The 26,984-nt window shown below is 32.9% G+C and carries 23 protein-coding genes; 13 read left to right on the top strand and 10 right to left on the bottom strand.

The features are described 5' to 3' along the window. Nucleotides 1-329 (top strand): IS3 family transposase (locus tag CHB81_RS25200; protein ID WP_141130459.1); only part of this gene is annotated, 329 nt, incomplete at its 5' end. Nucleotides 330-385: 56 nt separating this feature from the next. On the opposite strand, the gene gltX is transcribed toward CHB81_RS25200, so the two are convergent. Then, the gene (gene gltX, locus CHB81_RS25195) at nt 386-1,891 is read right to left on the bottom strand and encodes a glutamate--tRNA ligase (RefSeq protein ID WP_089354578.1); all 1,506 of its coding nucleotides are present in this window, start codon (nt 1,889-1,891) and stop codon (nt 386-388) included. A gap of 162 nt (nt 1,892-2,053) precedes the next feature. Here gltX and CHB81_RS25190 point away from each other — a divergent pair, with 162 nt between their 5' ends. From CHB81_RS25190 to CHB81_RS25145, 9 genes are all read left to right on the top strand, one after another. Continuing rightward, nucleotides 2,054-5,425 (top strand): DUF4175 family protein, encoded by a 3,372-nt coding sequence (locus CHB81_RS25190; protein ID WP_089354577.1) that lies wholly within the window; start codon nt 2,054-2,056, stop codon nt 5,423-5,425. After that, nucleotides 5,422-5,841 carry an rRNA maturation RNase YbeY gene (gene ybeY / locus CHB81_RS25185; protein ID WP_089354576.1) on the top strand — a complete coding sequence of 140 codons (420 nt, stop codon included), beginning with the start codon at nt 5,422-5,424 and terminating at the stop codon, nt 5,839-5,841. The genes CHB81_RS25190 and ybeY overlap by 4 nt, the downstream gene beginning before the upstream one ends. 556 nt (nt 5,842-6,397) lie before the next feature. Beyond that, a complete protein-coding gene (gene mnmG / locus CHB81_RS25180) occupies nt 6,398-8,269 on the top strand; it encodes a tRNA uridine-5-carboxymethylaminomethyl(34) synthesis enzyme MnmG (RefSeq protein WP_089354575.1) in 1,872 nt (623 codons plus the stop codon). Nucleotides 8,270-8,594: 325 nt separating this feature from the next. After that, the gene (locus tag CHB81_RS25170) at nt 8,595-9,059 is read left to right on the top strand and encodes a GNAT family N-acetyltransferase (protein WP_089354580.1); all 465 of its coding nucleotides are present in this window, start codon (nt 8,595-8,597) and stop codon (nt 9,057-9,059) included. Nucleotides 9,060-9,156: 97 nt separating this feature from the next. Continuing rightward, the gene (locus tag CHB81_RS25165) at nt 9,157-10,005 is read left to right on the top strand and encodes a bifunctional 2-polyprenyl-6-hydroxyphenol methylase/3-demethylubiquinol 3-O-methyltransferase UbiG (protein ID WP_089354573.1); all 849 of its coding nucleotides are present in this window, start codon (nt 9,157-9,159) and stop codon (nt 10,003-10,005) included. A gap of 683 nt (nt 10,006-10,688) precedes the next feature. After that, on the top strand, nt 10,689-11,270 hold the full coding sequence (locus CHB81_RS25160; RefSeq protein WP_089354572.1) for an OmpH family outer membrane protein: 582 nt from the start codon (nt 10,689-10,691) through the stop codon (nt 11,268-11,270). 99 nt (nt 11,271-11,369) lie between these two features. Then, nucleotides 11,370-13,649 carry a helix-turn-helix domain-containing protein gene (locus CHB81_RS25155; RefSeq protein ID WP_089354571.1) on the top strand — a complete coding sequence of 760 codons (2,280 nt, stop codon included), beginning with the start codon at nt 11,370-11,372 and terminating at the stop codon, nt 13,647-13,649. A gap of 584 nt (nt 13,650-14,233) precedes the next feature. After that, nucleotides 14,234-14,995, top strand: coding sequence for a hypothetical protein (locus CHB81_RS25150; RefSeq protein ID WP_089354570.1), 762 nt, complete (start codon nt 14,234-14,236; stop codon nt 14,993-14,995). A 179-nt stretch (nt 14,996-15,174) separates the two neighbouring features. After that, entirely contained in the window at nt 15,175-15,936 is a 762-nt protein-coding gene (locus CHB81_RS25145) for a hypothetical protein (RefSeq protein WP_089354569.1), read from the top strand. 39 nt (nt 15,937-15,975) lie between these two features. Here CHB81_RS25145 and CHB81_RS25140 read toward each other — a convergent pair whose 3' ends face one another. Further along, nucleotides 15,976-16,425 (bottom strand): hypothetical protein, encoded by a 450-nt coding sequence (locus tag CHB81_RS25140; protein WP_089354568.1) that lies wholly within the window; start codon nt 16,423-16,425, stop codon nt 15,976-15,978. Nucleotides 16,426-16,562: 137 nt separating this feature from the next. After that, on the bottom strand, nt 16,563-17,531 hold the full coding sequence (locus CHB81_RS25135) for an SPOR domain-containing protein (protein ID WP_089354567.1): 969 nt from the start codon (nt 17,529-17,531) through the stop codon (nt 16,563-16,565). A gap of 238 nt (nt 17,532-17,769) precedes the next feature. On the opposite strand from CHB81_RS25135, the gene dprA reads away from it, so the two are divergent. Then, nucleotides 17,770-18,870 (top strand): DNA-processing protein DprA, encoded by a 1,101-nt coding sequence (gene dprA, locus CHB81_RS25130; protein ID WP_089354566.1) that lies wholly within the window; start codon nt 17,770-17,772, stop codon nt 18,868-18,870. Nucleotides 18,871-19,282: 412 nt separating this feature from the next. Here the strand turns inward: dprA and CHB81_RS25120 are convergent, their stop codons facing one another. From CHB81_RS25120 to CHB81_RS25110, 3 genes are all read right to left on the bottom strand, one after another. Continuing rightward, complete coding sequence (locus tag CHB81_RS25120; protein WP_089354564.1) at nt 19,283-19,474, bottom strand: hypothetical protein; 192 nt, start codon at nt 19,472-19,474, stop codon at nt 19,283-19,285. Between the two features lie 69 nt (nt 19,475-19,543). Further along, nucleotides 19,544-20,518 (bottom strand): tryptophan--tRNA ligase, encoded by a 975-nt coding sequence (gene trpS / locus CHB81_RS25115; protein ID WP_089354563.1) that lies wholly within the window; start codon nt 20,516-20,518, stop codon nt 19,544-19,546. A gap of 236 nt (nt 20,519-20,754) precedes the next feature. Next, nucleotides 20,755-21,135 (bottom strand): GxxExxY protein, encoded by a 381-nt coding sequence (locus CHB81_RS25110; RefSeq protein WP_089354562.1) that lies wholly within the window; start codon nt 21,133-21,135, stop codon nt 20,755-20,757. Between the two features lie 281 nt (nt 21,136-21,416). Here CHB81_RS25110 and CHB81_RS25105 point away from each other — a divergent pair, with 281 nt between their 5' ends. Next, the gene (locus CHB81_RS25105; protein ID WP_089354561.1) at nt 21,417-22,157 is read left to right on the top strand and encodes a 1-acyl-sn-glycerol-3-phosphate acyltransferase; all 741 of its coding nucleotides are present in this window, start codon (nt 21,417-21,419) and stop codon (nt 22,155-22,157) included. Nucleotides 22,158-22,739: 582 nt separating this feature from the next. On the opposite strand, the gene recA is transcribed toward CHB81_RS25105, so the two are convergent. From recA to CHB81_RS25085, 4 genes are all read right to left on the bottom strand, one after another. Beyond that, nucleotides 22,740-23,747, bottom strand: coding sequence for a recombinase RecA (recA, locus tag CHB81_RS25100; RefSeq protein WP_089354579.1), 1,008 nt, complete (start codon nt 23,745-23,747; stop codon nt 22,740-22,742). A 192-nt stretch (nt 23,748-23,939) separates the two neighbouring features. Next, a complete protein-coding gene (locus CHB81_RS25095) occupies nt 23,940-24,449 on the bottom strand; it encodes an acyl-CoA thioesterase (protein ID WP_089354560.1) in 510 nt (169 codons plus the stop codon). A gap of 87 nt (nt 24,450-24,536) precedes the next feature. Beyond that, on the bottom strand, nt 24,537-24,920 hold the full coding sequence (locus CHB81_RS25090; protein WP_089354559.1) for a DoxX family protein: 384 nt from the start codon (nt 24,918-24,920) through the stop codon (nt 24,537-24,539). A gap of 7 nt (nt 24,921-24,927) precedes the next feature. After that, nucleotides 24,928-26,076 carry a DNA polymerase III subunit delta' gene (locus CHB81_RS25085; protein ID WP_089354558.1) on the bottom strand — a complete coding sequence of 383 codons (1,149 nt, stop codon included), beginning with the start codon at nt 26,074-26,076 and terminating at the stop codon, nt 24,928-24,930. Nucleotides 26,077-26,509: 433 nt separating this feature from the next. Here CHB81_RS25085 and CHB81_RS25080 point away from each other — a divergent pair, with 433 nt between their 5' ends. Continuing rightward, entirely contained in the window at nt 26,510-26,962 is a 453-nt protein-coding gene (locus CHB81_RS25080) for a hypothetical protein (protein WP_089354557.1), read from the top strand. Nucleotides 26,963-26,984 lie beyond the last annotated feature (22 nt).

Below are 26,984 nucleotides of genomic sequence, written 5' to 3'. Positions count from 1 at the left end.
CTTTTGAAAAAATACCCGATCAAACTAATTTAATACTCCACTCAGACCAAGGATGGCAGTATCAAATGAAACAATATCAATATTTATTAAGACAAAAAGGAATCAGACAAAGTATGTCAAGAAAAGGAAATTGTCTTGACAACGCTGTAATAGAAAATTTCTTCGGAATAATAAAATCAGAACTTTTTTATCTTAAGAAATACAGTTCAGTTAGTGAATTAAAACAAGAAATAATTGAATATATAAATTACTATAATAACGATAGAATAAAACTAAATCTAAAAGGAATGAGCCCGATACAATATCGAGCTCATTATTATCAAACTTAATTATAAATTCGTCTAAACTTTTGGGTGCAGTCTAAATTTTGGGAGCTTTTTTGTTTTTATAAAGTTGTTATCGCTTTTTGAATTCTCGAAATAGTTTCTTCTTTTCCAATGATTTCAACAATATCAAATAGGTGAGGACCTTTAAGAGCTCCAACCAAACTCAAACGGAAGGGCTGCATAACTTTACCCATTCCAATTTCGTTTTTAGTTAACCAATCTTTCACGATAGTTTCAATATTTACTGATGTAAAATCTTCTATATTTTCAAGAACCGAAATTAATTCTTGCATTAATGTTGGAGTTTCTTCTTTCCAGTTTTTGCTTGCTTTTTCATCGTAAGATGTTGGAGCCTGGAAAAAGAAATCACTTAAATCCCAAAATTCAGAAACAAAATTTGCTCTTTCTTTAATTAATGAAACAATTCTTGTAACATCAAATTTAGAAATATCAACACCTTTTTCAATCAAAATAGGAGTGAAGTCCTTCGCTAAATCAGCATCATTTTGTTTGATTAAATGTTGGTGATTGAACCATTTGTTTTTCTCAGGATCAAATTTAGCTCCAGATTTATGAACTCTATTTAAGTCAAAAGATTCTACAAGTTCATCTAAAGAAAATAATTCTTTATCGGTTCCGTCATTCCAACCTAACAAAGCAAGGAAATTTATAACTGCTTCTGGGAAAAATCCATTTTCTCTGTAACCAGATGAAACACCTTCTTCGGTTTTCCATTCTAGTGGAAACACAGGAAATCCTAATTTATCACCATCTCTTTTTGATAATTTTCCGTTTCCAACGGGTTTTAAAATCAAAGGTAAATGTGCAAATTCAGGAGCATCCCAACCAAAAGCTCTGTATAATAAAACGTGAAGAGGCATAGATGGCAACCATTCTTCACCACGAATTACATGCGAAGTTTCCATCAAATGATCATCAACAATATTTGCTAAATGATATGTTGGCATTCCGTCACTTTTAAATAATACTTTATCGTCAAGAAGATTCGTTTCGAATTTTACATCACCACGAATGATATCTTTTAAGTGTAAAGTTTCATCAGTAGGAGTTTTAAAACGAATCACATAATGTTCTCCATTTGCAATTCTTTTAGAAACTTCGTCAGTAGAAATTACAAGAGAAGTGTCTAACTTTTCACGATTATGATGGTTATAAATAAATGTTTTTCCTTCGGCTTCATGTTGTTTTCTATGTGCATCTAAAGCTTCCGGAGTATCAAAAGCATAATATGCCCAACCGGAATTGATCAATTGATCAGCATATTGTTGGTACAATTCTTTACGATCACTTTGTCTGTATGGACCAAATTTTTCATTTTTTCCAACCGTTTCTTCGGGAGCAATTCCTAACCATTCGAGTGCTTCCATAATATAAGCTTCGGCACCGGGAACAAAACGAGTTTGATCAGTATCTTCAATTCTTAAATAAAAAACACCATTGTTTTTTTTGGCAAATAAATAATTAAATAAGGCAGTACGAACTCCGCCAATATGTAAAGGTCCTGTTGGACTTGGTGCAAAACGCACACGAACTTGCTTTGACATTTGTTTAAATTTTGATGCAAAGATACAATTCTAATTAGAGAATTAGAAAATGAGTTTTAATTAGATAATGTCTTGCTTTTAGCTTAATTGACTAATTTTCTCATTGATTATTATCTAATTAAAATTAGTACTTTTATGGGTTATAAATAAAAGAGATTCATTTTGAAAACAACATCTGGAATATATCAAAAATTAGAGGCATTTATAAAGAAATATTATATGAATGAATTGATAAAAGGAGGACTTCTTTTTATTGGTTTTGGATTATTGTATTTTCTGTTCACCCTTTTTGTTGAGTATTTTCTTTGGCTAAAACCGGTAGGAAGAACATTATTGTTTTGGATATTTATAGGAGTAGAGGTTTTCCTTTTGTTTCGATTTATTTTGTTTCCAATTTTTAAGTTATTCAAACTTCAAAAAGGGATTGATTATAATCAGGCTTCCAAAATTATTGGAGATCATTTTACAGAAGTTAGTGATAAACTAACTAACTTTTTACAATTGTCGGCTTCTGAGAATTCAGCAGAAAGTTCAGAGTTGATGTTGGCTTCAATAGAACAAAAAGCAAATTCATTGCAGCCAATTCCGTTTGGGAATGCGATCAATTTTAAAACTAATAAGAAGTATTTACCATTAGCAATAGTTCCGATTTTACTTTTTGTTGTGTTTTATATTTCAGGAAATAGCAATATAATATCTCAAAGTTTAAATAGAGTTGTACATTTTAATGCTACGTTTTTACCTCCGGCTCCTTTTAAATTTGTAGTTCTAAATCCTAATTTGCAAACAGAACAGAATAAAGATTTCCTTATCAAAATGGAATCTGTTGGAAATGTAGTTCCGGAGAATGTGATGATTCATATTGGTAATGAAAGTTATTTTATGGAATCTTCTCAACCAGGAAAGTTTGAATTTAAAATTGAAAAGCCAGTTGAGAATGTTGCTTTTTCTTTTGAAGGAAATTCAGTTTCATCTGATGAATATGAGTTGAAAGTTATCACAGTTCCGTCGATTGCAAACTTCGAAATGGTGTTGAATTTTCCATCTTATCTAAAGAAGAAATCTGAAACAATTCAAGGAACCGGAAATGCAATTGTGCCAGAAGGAACTTTAGTGACCTGGAAGATGAATACACAATCAACTCAAGAGATAGTTTGGAAGGATGAAAATGCTGCTTTTAAGTTCAATAAAGCCGAAAACGAGTTTAAATTGGCTAAGAATATCAGTCAAAATACAGAATATCAAATTCTTACCTCGAATAATAAGGTTAAAAATTACGAAAAACTGGATTATCAGCTCTCAGTTATCAAAGATCAGCACCCGACGATCATTGTTTCGCCAGCACCTGATAGTTTAAAGTTAGATAAAAATTATGTTTTAGGTAGGTTAGGTGACGACTATGGTTTGTCTAAACTTCAGGTAGTTTATTACGAACACAACAAACCAAACACTGCTAAGCGTGGAACGATTCCTGTGAAGTCTGGAGTATTTGATCAGTTTGTTTTTAATTTTCCAAGCAACCTTGCCGTTCAGGAAGGAGTGTCTTATGAATACTATTTTGAAGTTTTTGATAATGATGCACCTCATGGTTTTAAGAGTACAAAGTCTTCTGTTTTTTCTGATCGTGTTTCGACAACAGATGAAATTCATGATATAGAATTACAACAGCAAAATGACAATATCAATAGTTTAGAGAAGTCTTTGAAGAATCAAACAAAGCAGTTTTCTGAGATGGATAAGATTCAGAAAGCAGGAAAAGAGAAAGATAATTTAGAGTTTAAAGATCAGCAAAAAGTAAATGATTTTATCAAACGTCAGAAGCAACAAGACGAAATGATGAAACAATTTGCGGAGAAAATGAATAAGAACTTAGATAAATTTCAATCTGAAAAGAAAGATAAAACAGCTGATGATTTGCAAAAGCGTTTGGATAATGCTGAGAAAGATTTAGAGAAGAATCAGAAGTTGATGGACGAGTTAAAGAACTTAAATGATAAATTACAAAGCGAAGAATTGTTTGATAAAATGGAAAAGTTCAAACAAATCAGTAAGAACCAATCTCGCAACTTAGAGCAATTGGTTGAACTTACTAAACGTTTTTATGTATCTAAAAAAGCAGAACAAGTTGCTGAGAAATTAAATAAACTTGCGGATCAACAAGAGCAGCTTTCTAATAAAGAAAAAGAAAATACTCAGGAGAAACAGGAAGATATTAATAAAGCTTTTGATAAAATACAAGAAGATTTAAAAGACCTTAAAGAAGAAAATAAAACATTAAAAGCTCCTTTGGATATTCCGAATGATGCTTCAAAAGAAAAAGATGTAAAGAATGATTTAGAAAAAGCTTCTGAAGAATTGAGTAAAAAGAATTCTTCTTCGGCTAAACCAAAACAAAAAAGTGCTGCTAAGAAAATGAAAAGTATGGCAGAACAAATGCAGTCTGAAATGGAAGGTGGAGAACAAGATCAATTGGAAGAAGATGTTGCAATGCTTCGTCAGATTCTGGATAATCTTTTAGCGTTTTCTTTATCTGAAGAAGATGTGATGAAACAATTTAAATCTATGAAATTAGGTTCCTCGGCATATACAAAGAATATTAAAGTTCAACAGAATTTGAAACAACAGTTTAGATATGTTGATGATAGTTTGTTTGCAATGTCACTTCGTAATCCTAAAATTGCCGAAGATGTAACTAAAGAAATTGGTAACGTACAATATAATGTAGACAAAGCTATTGAAAGTCTAAGTGATGTTCAGGTTCCAAAAGGAGTTTCGCATCAGCAATATGCAGTTTCTTCTGCAAATAAATTAGCCGACTTTTTGAGTGATTTATTAAACAATATGCAGATGTCGATGTCTAAACCGGGATCGGGAAAACCAAAACCGGGTGATGGACAAGGAATGCAATTACCAGATATTATTCAAAAGCAAAAAGGTTTAGGAGAGAAAATGAAAGCTGGAATGAAACCTGGAGATAAACCCGGTGAAGGAAAAAGTGGAGAAGGAAAAGATAGTCAGGGAAAAGATGGAAAGGGAAAAAGCGGAGATGGTAAAGATGGAAAAGATGGACAGGGAAATAAAAGTGGGGGTAAGGGAAATGAAAATAAAGATGGTAATGACGGAGAAGGAGATGCAGAAGCAATCATGGAAATTTACAAAGAGCAAGTAAAACTTCGTGAAGCTTTACAAAAAGAATTAGCTAAGCAGGGATTAGACTCTCAGGGTAAATCTGTAATCGATCAAATGAAAGCTTCTGAAAAACAAATTTTAAATAAAGGTTTTAAGAATGAAAACTTGCAACGCATCCTTAATATTCAGCAGGAATTATTAAAATTAAATAATGCAGTTCAGCAACAAGGGCAAGATACCAAGCGTCAATCTGAAACTAATAAGGCTGAATTTTCTAATAGAACAAACGCTTTACCGAGTTCACTATTGGATTATTTAAACAGTGTAGAGATATTAAACAGACAATCACTACCTTTGCGCTCGAATTTTAATCAAAAAGTTCAAGAATATTTTAATACAAAATGATCAATTTTAATTACGAAACCGAATTTACTTTAGATAACGAACAAGTTTTTGCCGAATGGTTAAGCGCTGTAATTGTTTCTGAAAGTAAAAACGAAGGAGAGATAAATTACATTTTTTGTGATGATGAATATCTTCATAAGATAAATGTAGAATATCTAAATCACGATACTCTAACTGATATTATCAGTTTTGATTACACAGTTGGTAATGAACTAAACGGCGATATTTTTGTTTCTGTTGAAAGAGTAGCCGATAACGCAAAGGATTTTAATGTTTCTTTTGAAGAAGAATTGAAACGTGTTCTTGCTCACGGTATATTACATTACTGTGGTTATAAAGATAAAAGTGAAGCTGACGCAGAACTTATGCGTTCAAAAGAAGATGAGAAGATTGCAATGTTTCACGTGGAACAGTAATTAAACCACTTTTTAATTTTAAACTTATTTATGTTCCACGTGAAACATAAATAAGTTTTTTAAAGTAAAAATAAGTCAGTTGTTTCACGTGAAACATTTTTAAATTTAAATCTTTTCTTTGAGATTTCAAGAATTTAATTCGAGATGTTTCACGTGGAACGTTTAGAATTTTATCTCTTTAAATAGTTTTATGTGAAATAATTTTGCTGAATATAGGTAAAAGTGTTTCACGTGGAACATAAAGAAAACCGGTTTTTAAGTTTAAATTTGATTTTGAATTTTTAAAACGAAGCTTGGTTTTAGATCTGTTCCACGTGGAACAGATATGTTTTTTGAGATTAGAATGTGAAATTTTGACTGGTATTTTGTGAGTTTGCATCGTTCCACGTGGAACATGTTATTGCTTGCGAGATCAGAATTTAAGATTTGTAGATTGTAATTTGAATTTGAAAGATTTAAATTTTGCGCGTTAGCGCTGTTCCACGTGGAACAAAAATAGTAAAGAAGTTAATTCTGAGAATCGCCTTAAACGGTTTCCAGAGAATAATAAAACAAAATGTTTTTAGAAGAATACGATGTTATTGTAGTTGGTGCAGGTCATGCTGGATCTGAAGCCGCGGCAGCGGCCGCAAATTTAGGATCAAAAACTTTATTGGTTACGATGAGCCTGCAGAACATTGCACAGATGTCTTGCAACCCAGCGATGGGTGGAATAGCAAAAGGACAGATAGTGCGTGAAATTGATGCGTTGGGTGGATACTCAGGAATTGTTTCTGACCGAACTGCAATTCAATTCAAGATGTTGAACAAATCGAAAGGACCTGCAATGTGGTCGCCAAGAGTTCAAAGTGACCGAATGCGTTTTGCTGAAGAATGGAGAATGATGTTGGAGGGAACTCCAAATTTGGATTTCTACCAAGAGATGGTGAAAGGTTTGATTATTGAGGATGGAAAGTTAAAAGGAATCAAAACTTCATTGGGAGTTGAAATTCGATCTAAATCGGTTGTGTTGACAAACGGAACTTTCTTGAATGGTTTAATTCATATTGGAGAAAAACAATTCGGAGGAGGAAGAGCAGGCGAAAGTGCTGCAACCGGAATTACCGAAGATTTGGTTAAAGCAGGTTTTGAATCTGGAAGAATGAAAACTGGAACGCCACCACGAGTTGATGGACGTTCTTTGGATTATTCTAAAATGAACGAAGAAAAGGGAGATGCAAAACCGGATAAGTTTTCTTATTCGGATTTGACAACTCCTTTGACACATCAAAGATCTTGTCACATGACATACACGTCGTTGGACGTTCATGATATTTTGAGGGAGGGTTTTGATCGTTCTCCAATGTTCAACGGAAGAATCAAAAGTCTTGGGCCAAGATATTGCCCTTCGATAGAAGATAAGATAAATCGTTTTGCTGATAAAGAACGTCACCAATTATTTGTGGAGCCGGAAGGTTGGAATACTTGTGAGGTTTATGTGAACGGATTTTCGACTTCGCTTCCAGAGGATATTCAGTTTAAAGCTTTGCGTTCTGTTGTTGGTTTTGAGAATGTGAAATTCTTTCGTCCTGGTTATGCAATCGAATATGACTATTTTCCGCCAACGCAATTGAAACATACTTTGGAAACAAAGTTGGTTGAAGGTTTATATTTTGCCGGACAAATAAATGGGACAACAGGATATGAAGAAGCAGCTTCGCAAGGTTTGATGGCCGGTATAAATGCGCATTTGAAAGTGCATGAAAAAGCGCCGTTGATTTTGAAACGTGACGAAGCTTATATTGGAGTTTTGATTGACGACTTGATTACGAAAGGAACGGAAGAACCATATCGTATGTTTACGTCAAGAGCAGAGTATAGAACATTGTTGCGTCAAGATAATGCTGATTTCAGATTGACACCAATGTCTCACGAAATTGGTTTGGCTTCTGAAGCGCGTTTGCGTCGAATGGAAAAGAAATTGAACGAATCTGAAAAGATGGTTGCTTTCTTTAAAGAGACAAGTGTTTCGGTTGCTGAAACGAATCCTATTTTGGAAGCAAAAGAAACAGCTCCGATTACGCAAGGTGATAAAATGTTTAAAGTTTTTTCGCGTCCGCAAATTGATTTGGAGGATATGATGAAATTTGAAAAGGTAAAAGAGTATATTGAAACAAATGATGTTGATCAGGAAATTTTGGAACAAGCCGAAATTCAGGTCAAATATTCTGGTTATATCGAAAAGGAAAGAAATAACGCTGATAAACTTACTCGTTTAGAAGAAATGAAAATTCCGGAAAATTTCGATTACAATAAAATTAAATCAATGTCAATTGAAGCAAAACAAAAATTGAGCAAGATTCGTCCTGTTACAATTTCTCAAGCTTCAAGAATAAGCGGAGTATCACCAAGTGATATTTCCGTATTGTTGATTTATATGGGAAGGTAGAAAATTGTTTCAGGTTTCAAGTTTGTTGGAATGTGATATTTGAAATCATTGTTCCACGTGAAACTATTTTTAATTTGTTTTTATTTTTGTTTTTAAGACAAGATAAGATGTGTTTTGTTCCACGTGAAACAGATTTGTGTTTGATCTTTTTTGGTAATCTAAAATATGTTCCACGTGAAACGAATTTGAGATAGTTTGTCATTCCGAGGAACAAGGAATCTCCGTTGCAAGATCGACAAAGATTGGTTCTTTGATTGTGGAGTTTCTTGCGAAGATTCCTCGTTCCTCGGAACGACAAAAAGATAAAAGCTATAATGTTGCGATTATGAGAATTCTTAGAAAAGAAATTTTATCGGAAGAAGAAAAAGAAGTTTTACGCGAACTTTGGAATAATGAATATCCAGCAAGATTACATTTGAAAACAAGCGAAGATTTTGAATTGTATTTAAACGGACTTTCAAATACAAAACATTATTTGTTGCTTGATGAATCAAATGAAATAATTGGATGGACTTTTACTTTTTTGAGAGAAGGAGAAGATTGGTTTGCAATAATTATGAATAGTAAAATTCAGGGAAGGGGAAACGGATCACTTTTGATTAATGAAATAAAAAATAGAAATAATAGTTTGAATGGTTGGGTAGTTGATCATGAAAATGAAATAAAAGAAAATGGAGATTTTTATAAATCTCCAATGCCGTTTTATATTAAAAACGGTTTTACAATAATTACAGAGACAAGAATTGAAAATGAAAAAATGTCGGCTGTAAAAATAAATTGGAAGCGCTAAAAGAAAAAATAAATATTAAAAACAATAAGCCCTAAAAGTGGAAATTTCGCTTTTAGGGTTTGCTATGAAATTAAACCAAAATACCTATAATTAAAAAATGGACGTTTTAAACAAAAAACATTTTCTTACTGTAAAAGACCATTCTGTATCTAAAGAAATTTTCGAATTGTATTATGACGAAACTTTAGACATGTTGATTACATCTCCGCAACCAGATTTAGAAAATCTTGGAAGATATTATGAAAGCGAAGATTATATTTCTCACACAGACAACAAACGTTCGTTATTTGAAAAAGCATATCATTTTGTAAAAAATATTGCTTTAAAAAATAAATTGAATTTGATTAATTCAGAACAATCTCAAAAAGGCAGAATTTTAGATATTGGTGCCGGAACGGGAGATTTTTTATTGACAGCCAAAAATGACGGTTGGGAAACTGTTGGAGTAGAACCAAGCGAGCGAGCAAAAAATATTGCGATCCAAAAAGGAATTTCTTTTGTAGGTGAAATTAGCGTTCTCGAAAATAATTCTTTTGATGTCATTACAATGTGGCACGTTTTAGAACATGTTCCAAATTTGGAATTTCAAATTCAGGAATTGAAGCGTTTGCTTAAGCCAACTGGAACATTAATTGTTGCGGTTCCAAATTTCAAATCTTACGATGCAAAATATTATAATGAATTTTGGGCGGCTTATGATGTGCCAATTCATTTTTGGCATTTCTCAAAAAAAGCCATCAAATCACTTTTTGAAAAAGTAGATATGAAATTAGAAAAAGTGCTTCCAATGAAATTTGATTCTTTTTACGTGAGCTTATTATCGGAAAAATACAAAACTGGAAAAATGAATTACATCAGTGCTTTTTTTGTTGGATTAAAGTCAAATTTGAAAGCGGGCAGTACAAAAGAGTATTCATCGCACATTTATGTCCTAAAAAACAGCTAAAACGTAAAATAAGCGCATTTACGGCGCTTTTTTAGTTGTAGTGAGGAGAAATATCCTCTTTTTTGAGAAAACACCTCTAATTAAAGCTATAAAAGCCACTTTTGATAGTGGTTTTTTATGCTTTAATCGGGTTCCATAAATAAAAACAATACCATAAAAAACGAGTGTTTTTTGAAATTTTACGGCTGAATTTTTCTGATTTTAAATTTTGAAATCATAAAGATGAAAATTGTTAAAAATTTTGCTTTTATCAGAAATCGTATTTCTGATTTTCAAAAAAGCAGAATTTCAAAAATGCTGCTTCCCGAATTTTGTTTTAAAAATTCTAAGAACAGAAAAATGTTTTTTTGACCATTTTTTTTGCTTTGATCAATTTTAAAAAGATCACGTTAGAAAAAAGGATTCAACATGCATCTTACACTCTAAAAAACAGCTAAAACTTAAAATAAGCGCATTTACGGCATTTTCTCTGTAAAAACGAGGGTTTGTGTGGTCTTTTTTGAGAAAAAGGCTCTAATGAAAGCTATGAAAGCTGTTTTTAATAGTGATTTTTTATGGTAATATTTTGCCTTATAAATAAAACCAATATCATAAAATTGTAGCATTTTTTAAACTTTATGTTGATGCTATTTATTTTTTTATATTTTTGTCTTTCATACCAATAAAAAAATAGAAATTTAGAAATGAAAAAAGCATTAGTAATTATCGCACTTTCAATTTTAGTTGTTTCGTGTAATAAAGCAACAGAAGTTAAGGAAGTAAAAACAGCTTACGTAGATACTTCGGTTTTAATGAAAGAGTACACTGAAGCAAAAGATCTTGAAGCTAAATACAAAGCTCAAGCGGAAGAAAAAGGAAGACAGCTACAAGCGGAAATTACTCGTTTTAAACAAGACGCTGCTAGTTTTCAAAGTCAGGCACAAGCAAATGGACAAGCATGGGCACAACAAAAAGGTGCTGAATTGCAAAAAAGAGAACAACAATTGGGTTATGCTCAACAAGCGTTGTCTCAACAATTGCAACAAGAAAGTGGTGTTGAAATGGATTCTTTGGTAAGCGGAGTTAAAAAATTCATCAAAGATTACGGTAAGAAAAACGGTTATTCTTATATCTACGGGACAGGAGATGCTGCTTCTATTTTATATGCTGAAGAGAAATATGACATCACAAAAGATATCATTAAAGCTTTGAACGATAAATACAAAGCAGAGCCTAAAACAGACGAAAAACCGGCTGCTAAAGCAGGTGAAGAAGCTAAAAAATAATACCAAACTAACTAACTAAATTAAAAACCTAAATCTGTCAAGATTTAGGTTTTTTCTTTTATAAAAATGCGATACTTTTAGTTCTTCAATACACGCCCAATGCAAAACGTTTCAGAAGCTGCTGCTTACACCTTACAATTCATCAATCAAACGCAAAAATCTATTTTCCTGACCGGTAAAGCAGGAACAGGAAAAACTACGCTTTTACGCGAAATCATTGCTACGACGCACAAAAACACTGTTGTTGTCGCACCAACGGGTATTGCGGCGCTAAATGCCGGTGGAGTTACTATTCATTCCATGTTTCAATTGCCATTTTCGGCCTTTATTCCGTCTTATCAGGAGGCTTCTCAGTTTACAGAAACTGTGAAATTCGAGAATAAAGATACCCTTCGCAGACACTTCAAAATGAACAATGTCAAGCGAAATGTAATCAGAAATATGGAACTTTTGATTATTGATGAAGTCAGTATGTTGCGAGCTGATTTATTGGATGCTATTGATTTTATGATGCAGACAGTTCGTAGAAACACACAAGCTTTTGGTGGTGTTCAGGTGCTTTTTATTGGTGATTTATTGCAGCTTCCGCCCGTAATTAGGGATGAAGAATGGCGAACTTTACGGAATTATTACAAAGGAAAATTCTTTTTTCATTCGCATGTAATTCAGCAAAATCCGCCGTTGTACATTGAATTATCTAAGATTTATCGTCAAACCGATGACGCATTTATCTCGGTCTTGAACAATCTGAGAAACAATCAGATTACACCACAGGATATTCAGGTTTTAAATGAATATGTGAAGCCTGATTTCGACTTGAAAAACAATCCAGGATATATAACACTTACGACTCATAATGCTAAGGCTGATTCTATTAACGAGCAGGCAATAGGCGATTTAGCCGGAAATGAATATGCATATCAGCCTTTTATTGTTGGGGATTTTCCGGAAAAAATATTTCCTGTTGAAGAGAATTTGAAATTGAAAATTGGAGCACAAGTTATGTTTGTGAAGAACGATTTATCTTTTGAAAAACGATATTTCAACGGAAAAATGGGAGTTATAAAATCGCTTTCGCCCGAAGAAATTTTTGTGCATTTCCCTGAAGAAAATAAAACAATTGAAGTAGAGAAATACGAATGGAAAAACATTCGATACAAAGTAAACGATCTCACAAAAGAGGTTGAAGAAGAGGTTTTGGGCACATTTGCGCATTATCCAATCAAATTAGCGTGGGCAATTACGGTGCATAAAAGCCAGGGTTTAACTTTTGAGAAAGCAGCGCTCGATGTATCGCAAGTTTTTTTGCCCGGACAAGCATATGTTGCATTATCGCGTTTAACGTCCTTAAATGGGCTTATTTTGCTTTCTCCGCTACAGATGAATGGCATTTCGAACGATCAGGATGTGATGGATTATGCTTTGAATAAAGCAACTGAAGACGTTTTGAAACATTCGCTGCATTTTGAAACCAAGAATTTTATTCATAACTATTTGATCAACAGTTTTAACTGGGCAGATTTGGCACAAGAATGGCGAAATCATAGATTTAGTTACAACGAAAATGCTGCCGGATCTGAGAAATCGAAACATTCAGTTTGGGCACATAAACGTTTAGAAACTATTGACGGATTGATCGATCCTTCGCAAAAATTCGTTCATCAGCTTAATAAAATTTTCAATAAAGAAACCGTCGATTTGTTTTTCGTGCAGGAAAGGGTAGTGGCGGCGTATGATTATTTCTTTAAACCGATGGATAAGTTGGTTACTGATCTTTTACTAAAAATGGCCGAAATTCAGAAATTCAAAAAGGTAAAAGAGTTTTATGAAGAATTGACTTTTTTGGATGATTTGCAAACCAAAGCAGTTTTGCGTTTAATGAAGGCCAAATTGCTAATAGAAATTGTCGTTGCAGGTGAAACCATCTGTAAGGAAAAATTGTCGTCGACAGCGATTAAAAACTACAAATTAGACAAGGTTGCAAAGATCCGAGAGGAATTTAATATGGCTAACACCGATATTTTTAAAACTGAGGAGCCTGTAGTGCGTTATACTGCCCGTAGATCGGACAAGAATGAACCAAAGGCGGCAAAGAAAACTACCATAGAAGAAACGCATGATTTGTGGCTTGAAAAAAATTCGATACCCGATATTGCCAGAATCCGAAAGCTTACGGTGCAAACTGTTGAAATGCATTTTGTTAAACTAATTCAGGCGAAGAAAGTAGAGATTTCAGATGTTTTGTCCTATGATAAAATTCTGGCGTTACGTGAAGCTTTTCAGTTCTATCAGGAAGAATCCTTGAATCCATTAAAAGAAAAATATGGAGACGAATTTACCTGGGATGAACTTAAAATGTTCAAAGCCAGTATAAACTGATTTTGGTCCCGAGACTTCGGGATAGATTTTAGATTTTAGATTTTAGATTTTAGATTTTAGATTTTAGATTTTAGATTTTAGATTTTAGATTTTAGATTTTAGATTTTAGATTTTAGATTTTGTGTAAAAACATTATGTAAAATAGAGATTTTTTATTGAAAAGTGTTCCACGTTAAACATACAATCTTGATTTTAAATGATCGGGATATTTCTGCGGTAGGATTTTCGTTAATTCTGTCAATATTTAAGCCCTAATGTGGTAATAAAAAATTTTTCGAAGAGAGATTGCGTATTGGTAGAAATTAATTTATTTGTGTATTTTTTGTCCCGCAGGGCAATGTTATTAAATTAAGACTTAAACGCAATCTCTTTGCAATCTCAAAGCAAAGGGCAATTCACAAAACTTTGAGAACTTTATATAGTCCTTTGCGACCTTTGCGGTAAAATTTTCTTTGTCGAGTTACTTACGGGGCTTCGACTCCTCTCAGCATGATAAGATTGCATTTAAAAAAGATTAACTTAGTGACATTTCCCGTAGGGACAACACTTATTAACTAACACTTAAATTAATTAAAGATTTAGATATGAGAAAAAAAATAATATATTTTGGCGTTTTGATTTTTTGCAGTCAATTGGCTTTTAGCCAGGATTTAAAGGGAGAGTATCAAAAATTTGTCAAGAGTTTTATTGCCAATGTAAAAAGCAATAACAAAGAGGGAGTTGTGGCTTTTATTTCTTTTCCGTTAAGGCGGGATTATCCAATTCCGGAAGTTAAAAACAAAGTTGATTTTGTAAAAAGATACGATCAGATTTTTGACACTACTCTTAAAAATGAAATTATTAAATCTGATCCGGCAAAAGACTGGTCTGAAGTTGGTTGGCGAGGAATTATGCTTGGAAGCGGAGATATCTGGATGGATACAAACGGAAAATTAATCACAATTAATTACCAATCTCAGTATGAAATAGATCTTCAAAAGAAAATTATAGCAAATGAAAAAACAAAATTACATCCATCGATTGCAAAGTTTAAAACGCCAATGTATGTTTTAGAAACTTCTAAATTCAGAATAAGAATCGACGATTTAGGAAACGATAATTACCGTTACGCTTCCTGGTCGCTTAAGAATAGTATGGCAGATAAACCTGATTTACTGATTACTAACGGAAAATGGATTTCTGAAGGAACAGGTGGAAACAGTCATTTTGATTTTAAAAAAGGAGTTTATTTGTATGAATGTTATATCGTTCTTATGGGCACATCTGACTCTCCTCCGGCAACCCTGACGATTTATCAAAACGGAAAAACTATCCTTACTCAGAGCGCAAAAATAATTACTAAATAGAAGCAAACCTGTTCCACATGGAACGGGTTTTTTATTGGAGCAAAGACAATATTTAGCCCATATTTTATGTTTATCTATTTACTTGTGAGTAATTTAGTATGCTCAGATAAAATATAAATTTAGTATTTTTATAAAGAGTTTTGAGGATGAGATTAATAAGCGATTAAAAATATTTTAGAATGAAAACAAGAAATTTATTTTTAGCATTATTGATTTTTTGCAGTGGTATGGCTGGTGCGCAGGAATTAAAAGCAGAATATCAAAAGTTGGTTAAAAGCTTTATTGATAATATAAAAAATGACAATAAGGAAGCCCTTGGAGACTTGATTGTGTATCCGTTGGAGCGCGAGTATCCAATACCTGATATTGTCGATAAAACAGACTTTGTAAAACGTTATACAGAACTATTTGATTCAACTTTGAAAAATGAAATTACAAAGTCTAATCCTGAAAAAGACTGGTCTGATATGGGTTTACGCGGAATAATGTTAAATCACGGAAGTATTTGGATGGATATGGATGGCCGATTGACTGCAGTAAATTATCAATCTAAATTTGAAACCGATCTTAAGGATAAACTAATAGCTTCTCAAAAAAAAGAACTTGATTCAAGCATCGCTTTTTTTCAGAAACCTATATGTATTTTAGAAACCTCTAAATTTAAAATCAGAATTGATAATCTGGGACATAATAATTATCGTTTTGCTTCTTGGTCAATTGATAAAAAAATGAGTGAAAAGCCTGATTTAATTATATATAGAGGCGAACTTGTGGTAGAAGGAATAGGAGGGAATCATCAATATGAGTTCAAAAAAGACAATTACAAATATGAATGTGCATTCATCGTTTTGGGCGAAAAAAATTCTCCCCCGGCGAAACTTACAATTTATCAGGGAACTAAAGTAATACTGAAACAGGATGCTAAAATAATAGCAAAGTAAAAAAGTCCTATTAGCCATGGCTAATAGGACTTTTTTAGTCTAAAGTAAAGTTGCTTTAACTTTGTCTAAATCTTTTTGTTGATCGATTTGTTTTAGCTTAAGTTTTTGAATTTGAACTTCTTTTTGTTTTACCTTCAATTCTTGTTTTTGAGCTTCCTCTGCAGTAATCGAATTTGAATTAACTTTAGAATAAATCTTTTGATTATCAGATTCTAACTTGCTGATTTTCTGTTTTGTTTTGTCAAGATTCTTTTCTGAATTTTTCAGATCTTTTTGATGGCTTTCAACCTTTTTTTGTTCTTTTTTTAATCGGGATTGCTCGTCGTTAAGCTTTCTGTGAATTTCGTCAGATGATTTTTTGGCTTCCTGGTCGGCCTTTTTTGCCACAGCATCTTGCGCTTTTTGAGAGGTTACAATTTCCTGAGCGTAGAATTGCTGAGTAGAAATAAGAATAAAAAATGCGAAGAATAATTTTAGTTTATGATTCATGACTTTGTATTTATGTTCTTGTTAATGAAGAACAAAGGTAAAATCCAAAGCTGATTTACAGGATCATAAAAAGGTTTTTTATAGATAAAATAAGACAAAAAAAATCCTGTCCGAAGTGGCGGACAGGATTTTTTGTCTTATAGTGGTTGAACTAATATCCAGGCATCTGGATTTTCGCCTTTTTGTATTTCTTTTTGTGCTTTTTCAGCTTCTGCCATTGTAGCATAACTTCCATATAAAACAGGAAATAATCCATGTTTATTTTCACCAAGCATTCTTGCCTCATAGCCATCTTTTATCAGTTGATTATAAGCTTTTCTGGCGTTTTGTTCACTTCTGTAAGCACCGGCCATGATATGATATGGCATCACTTTGTTTTCAACCGTTTCAACTTTTGCAGAATCTACTGAAAGAGTCACAGCAGGAAGAGGATTTTGAATAAAAAAAGTAGCTTCTTGTATCTTGTTTTGTACTTTTTTCTGAACTGCACTTTCAACAATTAATGTTTTTGAAGCGATTTGGCTTTGGTACAAAGGATATCCAATACTACCGGTAATTCCAAGTCCTAAAACAAGAATTGCTGCATATTTTAATAACGGATTTGTTGCTCTGCTTTCTTCATCATTTTCATACAATGCTAGCGTTTCTCTTTCTGAAATTTTCTCGATTTTTTTCTCAAACATTTCTTTTTTAACTAACGGAGAAACAAATGGACTTAAACCAAAAGAGGTTGTTAGATAATTGGTTTGATCATTTGGTGTGAAAATTATATTTTTTTCAGAATTAAAGCGAATTTCACCAATTCCTTTTAGGTAAATAGTACCATTTTCTTCTAATGTTTTTTTCCAGCTAACAACTTCAAAAGCAATAGCACTTACAGCAAAACCGTAAGATGTTTTTTCTGCATTTGCGATGTGATTTGCCAGAAGTCCGTCATTGTTTTTTAGACGGCTGTTAAAAGAGATCATTTTTTTGGGTGGAAAAAACGAATTTGTGCTTTCATTAAGCTGCGCCGACTGAATTTCGGTCAAAAATGCTCCGAACCCGGGAACCGTTACACACTGATAACGATACAATAACTGTCCTATGTAAGTTTCGATTTTCATAGTAGCAAAGTTATGTAATGAATATAGTTATCAAAATTTTATTCACAATTTTTATTAACAATTCTTATTTTTTTATAGACAATTAGTTTTCAGTATTTTAATGAATATGTTATTAGTTTTCGAAAATTACACACAATGTAAATTATTGTTTTTATTAAGAAATTACTTTATTTTAACCATATTTGCAGTATTAATTTGTTATAGTTTTCTATTCTATTTTACATAATATTTTTGCAAGATGTCAGATCAGGAATTATTTTATTTATTAGCCTTATTAAAAGTCGATGGAGTGGGTGATATTATGGCCAAAAAACTGTTGACACATTGCGGAAATGCTGAGTCTGTTTTTAAAACTAAAATAAATCAAATTGCTGCTATTGATGGAGTTGGAACAGTTTTGTTAAAGAATTTACATGATAAAACTATTTTTGAAAAAGCCAATCAGGAAATTGAATTTATTAAATCGAATACCGTAAATGTTTCGTTTTTTCAGGATCAAAATTACCCTGATCGACTCAAATATTGTATCGATTCTCCGGTTTTGATTTTTTCTTCGGGAAATATCAATTTGAAAAATAAAAAAATTATTAGTATTGTAGGAACCCGCCAGATTACTTCATATGGAATGGAATTCTGTAAAAAGCTAATTGAAGATCTGGCGCCACTCGATCCGGTAATTGTAAGCGGTTTTGCGTATGGAGTTGATATTGCGGCACATCAGTTGGCAGTCGAAAATAACCTGCAAACAATAGGAGTTATAGCGCATGGACTGAATCAGGTTTATCCGAAAATGCACAAAAAATACGTTGCAAAAATGGAAGAAAACGGTGGTTTTATTACCGAATTCTGGAGCTCTTCAAATCCCGATAAGGAGAATTTTGTACGCCGGAATCGGATTGTTGCCGGTATGTCTGAAGCTACTATTGTGATAGAATCTGCAGATAAAGGCGGTTCGCTTATTACAGCAAATCTTGCAAATGATTATAATAGGGATGTTTTTGCCGTTCCTGGGCGCGTCACGGACAAATATAGTCAAGGGTGTAATAACTTAATTAAGACTCAAAAAGCGAACGTACTAACCACTGCAGCCGATTTGATTTATATTTTAAACTGGGACGTTAAAAACACGGCTAAATCAGTTCAGAAACAATTGTTCGTGGAGTTGGAACCAGATGAACAAAAGGTGTATGATTTTCTCTTAAAAAACGGAAAAGAATTATTGGATTTTATTGCACTGCAATGTGATTTTCCGATCTATAAAATATCAGGAATCCTTTTGAATATGGAGCTTAAAGGAGTAATTAGACCTTTGCCTGGAAAGTTGTTCGAGGCGATTTAATAAAAAATCAAGCAGTTTTATTTATGAGATTTGAAAATATTTATTAAAAACAGGATGATCGAAAGCGCACCAAAAATTGCTGAAACGGTAAAATTTTTGAAAGAAATAGAATAAAATGCTATTATAATTATCTCAAAATGAGCTAGGGAAATATAATAATTTGTCTTTCGCTTAAGAAGGAATACTATTAAATAACCAAAAATGAAAAGAATCTGAGAGATTGCTAAAAATGCGTTTAGTATGGCTTCATTCGAAATAAAATAAGCTGAACCAACAGTTTTGTTTATGGCAAAAGACCGTTCATTTCCAAATATATACGCTAATAAAAACTCTAATAGAAAAAGAGATATTAGGAGAAGAAACATGTATTTAGTAAATATTTTCTTCATGTATAAATTTGGTGCAAAAGAATTTAAAAGTGTAATATTTCTCCTTGTTTAGAGGTTTTTATTTTTTCAATAATTTCTTGACCATGCTCATAAGAATCACATTGAACAATAATTTTGTTTGGAGCATTTTTTATGTCATTTACAACTGCCAGATTTCCAGCCATCATAACTTGTATTTTTAAAGTTCCAATGATTTTTGGTCGAGTGATTTTCACAGATATTATTTTGATTTTTTAACTTGAAATAAACCCGACAGGTTTTTAAAACCTGTCGGGTTTAGAATATTATTTACCAAATCCAAGTACTTCACGAACTCTTGCCAAAACACCATCAGCAATAACAGAAGCTTTTGCGGCACCTTTTTTCAAGAGTGCATCAACTTCATCAAGGTTGTTGATGTAGTAATTGTATTTTTCTCTTTCTGTTTTAAATTTTTCTGTAATCAGTTCAAACAAAGCTTGTTTGGCGTGACCATAACCGTAATTTCCACCAAGATAATTCGCTCTCATTTCGGCGATTTGTTCTTCAGTTCCTAGTAAAGAATAAATTGCAAAAGCGTTACAAGTATCCGGATTTTTTGGTTCTTCAAGCGGAGTACTATCCGTTTCAATACTCATAACCTGCTTGCGAAGCGTTTTATCGTCAAGGAAAATATTGATAATATTATTGGCAGATTTACTCATTTTTCCACCATTTGTTCCCGGAATCAACATACTGTCTTCTTGAATTTTAGCTTCAGGAAGTACAAAAGTTTCACCCATTTGACTGTTAAAGCGAGAAGCTACAGAACGAGTGATTTCTATATGCTGCAATTGGTCTTTTCCAACCGGAACAAATTCGGCATCGTAAAGTAAAATATCAGCCGCCATTAACATCGGATAAGTAAAAAGTCCCGCGTTAACATCATCTAAACGATCAGCTTTATCTTTGAATGAATGTGCCAAAGTCAGCCTTTGAAACGGAAAAAAGCAACTCAAGTACCAGGTTAATTCAGCAGTTTGAGTTACATCAGATTGTCTGTAAAATGTAACTTTATCAGGATTCAGACCGCAAGCAAGCCAAGCCGCAGCGGTGCTGTATGTGTTTTCTCTTAATGTTTTACCGTCTTTAATTTGAGTAATCGAGTGTAAATCAGCTATAAAGAAATAAGATTCATTTGCAGGATCATTCGATAATTCAATTGCAGGAATAATTGCTCCTAATAAATTTCCCAAATGTGGCGTTCCAGTACTCTGAACGCCAGTAAGTATTTTTCTCATTCTAGTTTTTTCTTATTACTAATTGCAAAGTTCGTTTTTTTACTGCAAAGTGTACTAATTTTTTTTGCTGTTGTTTTCTAGATATGCTATTGCTTTTAAATAAATTGAGTTTTTAACCTCTGCGGTTTTTGTTGGGATGTTTTTTACCACGGAGTTTACAGAGTTTTCGCAGAGGTCTTAAAAGTATTTGTTGAGATGAGGCTCTGATTGTGATGAGCTCACAGAGGAATTGTGTATTATTTGGGATCATTTATGACTCTTCTTATACCATTTTTTAGAAGAATTTCGTTAAAGTTTATTAGCAATCCTAGTTTGTATTTCCCCAGTTTTAAGTAGGTTAGTGTTTGGGCGAGGTGTATTGTTGTTAATGATTCTACGCTTTTAATTTCGATTACAAATTTGTTTTCGACCAATAGATCAACGCGATAGCCACATTCTAGTTTTACTTGTTCAAAAATTAACGGCATTACTTTTTCTTTTTCTACAATAAGTCCGCGTTGTGTGATTTTATAATACAAGTATTCTTGATAAGCATTCTCTAATAAACCAGGTCCAAGTGCCTTATGAACTTCAATAGCTAAACCAATTACTATTGTTGATATTTCGTTTTCAGTCATTTATGTATTATTTTAACGCAGAATTTCATATAAAAATACTAATTTTTATAAACGTGTTAATCATATATTTCATATAAGTTGCTCAAAAACGAATAAAATTCAATTTATTATCGACATAAAGCTTTAAAGCCAGCTTAGAGAACTTATAAATTCAACTTAGACTTCTTTTCCTTTGCGAAAACCTTTGTGAACTCTGCGGTTAAAGAATAACATTGTAATAAACTTCCAGGAACGTAAATTCTTTTTGTAAAGTTCCTTTCCGTTTTCTTACATTTGAAACCATGAAAGGAATTAAAATTATTTTTTGGGTTTTGTGGCGCATTTGGTTCTATGTTTTAATGGCCATTCCGATATTGATTATGCTGCCGTTTTTGCTGATTTCTATTATATCAGAGAGTGGTTATCCCTATTTCTTTAAAATGGCCCGCATTTGGGCTAAATTCATCCTTTTTGGTATGGGTTTCTATTATAAAGTCGAGCGCGAACAGGAGCTAATAAAAAATAAAAGCTACATGATTGTGGCAAATCATACTTCAATAACAGATATTATGCTGATGTTGGCGATTGTTAAAAATCCATTTGTTTTTGTTGGGAAAAAAGAACTTTCGAAGATTCCGTTGTTTGGATTTTTCTATAAAAGAACCTGTATTTTGGTCGACAGAAATTCTTCGAAAAGTAAAAATGAAGTTTTTAAAAAGGCTCAAGACCGACTAAATCAAGGACTTAGTATTTGTATTTTTCCCGAAGGTGGAGTTCCTGATGATGAATCTATTTTTCTGGATGAGTTTAAAGATGGTGCTTTTCGATTGGCATTAGAACATCAAATTCCAATTGTTCCTATTGTTTTTGCCGATAATAAAGAACGTTTTTCGTATACTTTTTTAAGCGGAAGCCCCGGAAAAATGCGTGCAAAAATATTCCCTTTTGTGGAAACAGAAGGACTTGCAAGTGAAAACAGAAAAGAGCTTCGTGATAAAGTAAGACAGTTGATTTATAAAGGTTTACTAGAATTTAAAAAGTAAAATCTAAAAACGTAATAAAACGATAAAACCCGACAAACCGTAAGATTTGTCGGGTTTTCTTTTGAATTAAAAACCCCCGTCTTCTATTCAAAGATTATCGATGAATGATCTTTTCTGAAATAAAACGCAATACTTTTCTAATTTTTAATTTGGTTATTCGGCGGTTTTTATTGTACAACATTTCTATTTTCTCTCTCATGGTCAAAAATATTATATAGTTGATAATAAAGAGCTTGGTTAGAACTCAAGTTAACGTCATATAATACAGACCGAAATAAAGGAAAAAGGTTGCGTGAAAATTTAAAAAAATGAAATAAAAAATGGATAAAAACCCGTTAGCACCAAATAAACTAACGGATTTTTAGGGAACAAACCAACCAAATTTATTCTAAAAAAGGACCTATGATAGAGCGGTATTTATGGCCAAATACCAATTCAATCTTACGTCTAATTGTATAGATGGAAGAATTGTAAAAAGGTTGCGTCATTTTTTTTATTTTTTTTTGAAATAAAAAACCCGACAAGTTTTTGACCTGTCGGGTTTGAAATAAATGTATCAATAATTAGTTGATTTATAAAGTATTAAGCGTTTGCCAATTCTTTGATATACGCTTTAATTTTTAATTCTAATTCATCTGCTAATTCCGGATTGTCTTTGATTAAAGATTTTACAGCATCACGACCTTGTCCTAATTTTGTATCTCCGTAGCTAAACCAAGATCCTGCTTTTTTAACGATCTCGAATTCAACTGCTAAGTCAAGAATTTCTCCGGTTTTAGAAACTCCTTCACCGTACATAATGTCGAATTCGGCAGTTTTAAATGGCGGAGCCACTTTGTTTTTAACGATTTTTACTTTAGTTCTGTTACCAATAACGTTTTCACCGTCTTTAATTTGAGATGAACGACGGATATCGATACGTACAGAAGCATAGAATTTTAACGCGTTACCACCCGTTGTAGTTTCCGGGTTACCAAACATAACTCCAATTTTCTCTCTCAACTGGTTGATGAAGAAAACAGTACAGTTTGTTTTGCTGATAGTTCCCGTTAATTTTCTTAAAGCTTGTGACATCAAACGTGCGTGAAGACCCATTTTAGAATCTCCCATTTCACCTTCGATTTCGCTTTTTGGAGTTAAGGCAGCAACAGAGTCAATTACCACAATATCAATTGCTCCTGAACGAATTAAGTTCTCAGCAATTTCTAACGCTTGTTCTCCGTTATCTGGTTGAGAGATGATCAGGTTTTCGATATCTACGCCTAATTTCTCTGCATAATTTCTATCAAAAGCATGCTCAGCATCTATAAAAGCAGCAATTCCACCCGCTTTTTGAGCTTCTGCAATTGCGTGTAATGTTAATGTGGTTTTACCAGAAGATTCCGGACCATATATTTCAATGATTCTACCTCTAGGGTAACCGTTTACTCCAAGTGCTAAATCGACACCAAGAGAACCTGAAGAAATAGTTTCAACTTCTACAATGGCTTTGTCGCCCATTTTCATTACAGTTCCTTTACCGTAAGTTTTATCTAGTTTATCAAGCGTAAGTTGGAGCGCTTTTAATTTGGCTTCTTTTTCTGAACTCATCTCTTTTTTTTCTTTTACTTCTTTTACTTTTTCTTTCATCTAAAATTTTATAATTCTTTCATTTTCAAAAACAAACCAGAAATTAAATAACTTACTGATTTAGAATTTGTATCAGGCTTGTAATGGTGTAAAAATACTTCTTTTTTTGAAGTTTGATTGTTCCAAATTGTATCAAATTTTCACAAAATTGTACTACAAAAACAAAGCCTTTAATTCCGTTGCTTCTTCCGGTTTTATTTTTCCGGCAAGTAACAAACTCAATTGTTTACGACGCAAAGCAGCCTCAAAACGTTGAATTTCAAGATCCGTTTCCGGAGCAATTGCGGGCACTTCAACAGGTCTTCCGGTATCATCTACGGCAACAAATGTATAGATTGCCTCGTTAGCTTTAGTTCTGTTTCCTGATTCGCGGTCTTCAACCCAAACGTCGATAAAAACTTCCATTGAACTTTTGAAAGATCTTGAAACCTTTGCTTCAACCGTTACCACACTTCCTAAAGAAATTGCTCTGTTGAAAGCAACGTGATTTACAGATGCCGTAACCACAATTCGGCGTGAATGTCTGCGGGCTGCAATACTTGCTGCACGATCCATACGGGCTAATAGTTCGCCGCCAAAAAGGTTGTTTAAAGGATTTGTTTCGCTCGGTAAAACTAAATCGGTTAAGATTGTAAGGGATTCTGAAGGGTGTTTTGGATTCATTTTTTTAAATGTAAAATTTTATTTGTAGTCCGCATAAGCGAACAAATTTCTAATCTTTATTAATCAGTAAAATCTGAGACATGTTTTTTAGTTCAACCAATAAACAGCCATAACTGCTGGTATAAAATAAATAACGATGGTTCTCGCACCATCATAATCTTTGGCTAATCGTTGTCCGAAAAGCATCATTAACAAACAGATGCAGGAGAAAATAGCACCATAAAAACCAAATTCACGACCGCTGTTAGTCAATAATTGGATGGCTCCAACAATACATAAAATTCCGGAAATTAATTCTAAAATTAAAAGATGAAGTAGAGCAAGTGGTACTTGATTTTTAAGGATCGTTTTGGCAAAATGACCTTTAAGCCATTCGACATTATCTTTCCAATAAAATATTTTTTCATATCCTGATTGCAAGAACGTTAAAGCTAAAAAAGCTAAGAGTAAAATAGAGGCAACATTATTCATTTGTAAACTATTTTTTATGAATTAAACGAGTCAATTTTATGGATAAATCGGTAAGGATTATTTTTGCATTTCCGTTTCTTTCAATGTGATACATCGCATCTGAAAGTTCTTTGAAAATTTCGTGAATGTTATTTCCGTTTACGAATGGGGCAAAGTTTTCTAATTTGAATTTATCAACTTTTGGTTCAATGTAAACTAAAGTTGGTGCCTGATAATTAAGTAAAAGCGCCTGACGGAACATTTCGATACAAAACTGAATAAATTTTTTCTGGCTTTCGCGGCCCAAACCGGCAATTTCTTCGCTCCAGGAAATAAGATCCTGAATTGCAGCGGCATTTCCTTTGGCTCTAAAAGCGGCACGAACCCAATTGACAAACCATTGCTCAAAAGGATATTCTGAGTCGTCTTCTTTTAATAAATGCAAGGCTTTATTAAGATTTCCCTGTGCCTGATGCGCAATTTTATAAGCTGATTTCTCGTCTATATTTTCTTTGGAAATTAAAGCTTCAGCAATTACTTTTTCGGGTAAACCATTAAAGTGAATTACCTGACAGCGAGAACGAATGGTTTGTATTATATCTTCTTCATTTTCAGAAATCAGAATAAAAATCGTTTTATCCGAAGGTTCTTCCAATAATTTCAAAAGCTTATTTGATGCTGCGATATTCATTTTATCGGCCATCCAGATGATCATGATTTTGTAGCCGCCTTCGTAAGATTTCAGCGAAAGCGATTTTAAAACTTCGGTAGCATCTTCAACACGAATTTCGCCTTGTTTGTTTTGAACGCCCAACATTTTGTACCAGTCAAACAAACCTCCGTAAGGCATTTCCTGAATAAAAGTTCTCCAGTCCTGAATGAAGTCTAAACTTTTTGGTTTGGTTTTTACGTCCTCGGTAGTTACGGTTGGATAGATAAAATGTAAATCAGGATGTGAGATGTTTTGAAACTTCAAATTGCAGGAATCATTTCCGTTTGAGTTTTCATTTCCTGTATTGTTACACAAAATATATTGCGCATAGGCAATTGCTGTTGATAATGTACCACTTCCTTCTGGTCCGATGAATAATTGAGCATGCGGAATTCGTCCGGAAGATGCACTTTTTATCAAGTGACTTTTGATGTAATCTTGACCTAAAATTTGAGAAAATTGCATGAAGCAAAGATAGAAGAAAATGATACAGGCAAAAATTTTCGATCAAAAGTTTAGTGGTTGCTTTTCATTTCTGACGTTATTGGAGTTTTGAACGTAATTTTTTGACGTTTGTTAACTAACTTTTGTTAATAAAGAGACGAATCTGAGGAGATATTAAGACTTTTTTGTTAATAGTTTTTTGAATAAAACGACTAACGTAAGGTTTTTTTGGTTATTAATTTTAAAGAATTAGAAAAATATATAGCGAATATCTTACGGTTTTTATTTTAACAATTTTAACAAAAAGCCCGTTAAAACGCACATTTTCTCGACATAAGGTTGGTTTTTAAGGTTTTTTTAAGCTTTTTTTTTGAAAAAAGAAATCAATAAAGTTGCAATTTAAGTTAATTTATATATTTTTGTTTTCATCAACAACCAATTATATTTAGAATTTATGAAAGGGAAAATTATTTTATTAAGTGCACTTTTTTTCTTGACAACCGGAGCCATTTCGGCACAGGCAAAAAATGCTCCAAGAAGTATTATTAGTACAACTGCTCTTATTCGAAAATACCATGATCAGAAAGAATTAAGTGGTATGCAAAAAGGAGAACTTTTGGAACTGTACATTGAGCGTATTAAAGTTTTAGTAAAAACTCTTCCTTACATTGCATTGGTGACTAAACCAGGTGTTACGATGGCAGACTTAGGTATTCCGGACGATTCTGAACACAAAAAAGTTTTGGATGCTCAGGCCGTTGGTACAACAACTTTCCTGGATACGACAGTAGAATTTCAAAGAAAAATGATGCCGTATTCTGATAAAGGAAACTTGATTGCAGCAATTTTATTTTACGAAAGTACATTGAAATCATTACACGAGTTCAACGAATTGAATGAAATGTAATATTTAAAATATTTTTTAAAAC

Source organism: Flavobacterium sp. ov086, assembly GCF_900187965.1.
In the GTDB taxonomy this organism is placed as follows: Bacteria; Bacteroidota; Bacteroidia; order Flavobacteriales; family Flavobacteriaceae; genus Flavobacterium.
The sequence above is the reverse complement of the archived record's forward strand: the minus strand, read 5'-3'. Positions and strand labels throughout refer to the sequence as shown.

Bases quoted from the DNA above. Each gene is read 5' to 3' on its own strand.
- CHB81_RS25095 (WP_089354560.1), bottom strand. From the start codon at position 24,449: ATGAATCCAAAACACCCTTCAGAATCCCTTACAATCTTAACCGATTTA.
- CHB81_RS25150 (WP_089354570.1), top strand. From the start codon at position 14,234: ATGAGAAAAAAAATAATATATTTTGGCGTTTTGATTTTTTGCAGTCAA.
- CHB81_RS25080 (WP_089354557.1), top strand. From the start codon at position 26,510: ATGAAAGGGAAAATTATTTTATTAAGTGCACTTTTTTTCTTGACAACC.
- CHB81_RS25110 (WP_089354562.1), bottom strand. From the start codon at position 21,135: ATGACTGAAAACGAAATATCAACAATAGTAATTGGTTTAGCTATTGAA.
- CHB81_RS25170 (WP_089354580.1), top strand. From the start codon at position 8,595: ATGAGAATTCTTAGAAAAGAAATTTTATCGGAAGAAGAAAAAGAAGTT.
- CHB81_RS25165 (WP_089354573.1), top strand. From the start codon at position 9,157: ATGGACGTTTTAAACAAAAAACATTTTCTTACTGTAAAAGACCATTCT.
- CHB81_RS25105 (WP_089354561.1), top strand. From the start codon at position 21,417: ATGAAAGGAATTAAAATTATTTTTTGGGTTTTGTGGCGCATTTGGTTC.
- trpS (WP_089354563.1), bottom strand. From the start codon at position 20,518: ATGAGAAAAATACTTACTGGCGTTCAGAGTACTGGAACGCCACATTTG.
- CHB81_RS25145 (WP_089354569.1), top strand. From the start codon at position 15,175: ATGAAAACAAGAAATTTATTTTTAGCATTATTGATTTTTTGCAGTGGT.
- CHB81_RS25140 (WP_089354568.1), bottom strand. From the start codon at position 16,425: ATGAATCATAAACTAAAATTATTCTTCGCATTTTTTATTCTTATTTCT.
- CHB81_RS25155 (WP_089354571.1), top strand. From the start codon at position 11,370: ATGCAAAACGTTTCAGAAGCTGCTGCTTACACCTTACAATTCATCAAT.
- CHB81_RS25090 (WP_089354559.1), bottom strand. From the start codon at position 24,920: ATGAATAATGTTGCCTCTATTTTACTCTTAGCTTTTTTAGCTTTAACG.
- dprA (WP_089354566.1), top strand. From the start codon at position 17,770: ATGTCAGATCAGGAATTATTTTATTTATTAGCCTTATTAAAAGTCGAT.
- CHB81_RS25085 (WP_089354558.1), bottom strand. From the start codon at position 26,076: ATGCAATTTTCTCAAATTTTAGGTCAAGATTACATCAAAAGTCACTTG.
- CHB81_RS25160 (WP_089354572.1), top strand. From the start codon at position 10,689: ATGAAAAAAGCATTAGTAATTATCGCACTTTCAATTTTAGTTGTTTCG.
- gltX (WP_089354578.1), bottom strand. From the start codon at position 1,891: ATGTCAAAGCAAGTTCGTGTGCGTTTTGCACCAAGTCCAACAGGACCT.
- recA (WP_089354579.1), bottom strand. From the start codon at position 23,747: ATGAGTTCAGAAAAAGAAGCCAAATTAAAAGCGCTCCAACTTACGCTT.
- mnmG (WP_089354575.1), top strand. From the start codon at position 6,398: ATGTTTTTAGAAGAATACGATGTTATTGTAGTTGGTGCAGGTCATGCT.
- CHB81_RS25135 (WP_089354567.1), bottom strand. From the start codon at position 17,531: ATGAAAATCGAAACTTACATAGGACAGTTATTGTATCGTTATCAGTGT.
- ybeY (WP_089354576.1), top strand. From the start codon at position 5,422: ATGATCAATTTTAATTACGAAACCGAATTTACTTTAGATAACGAACAA.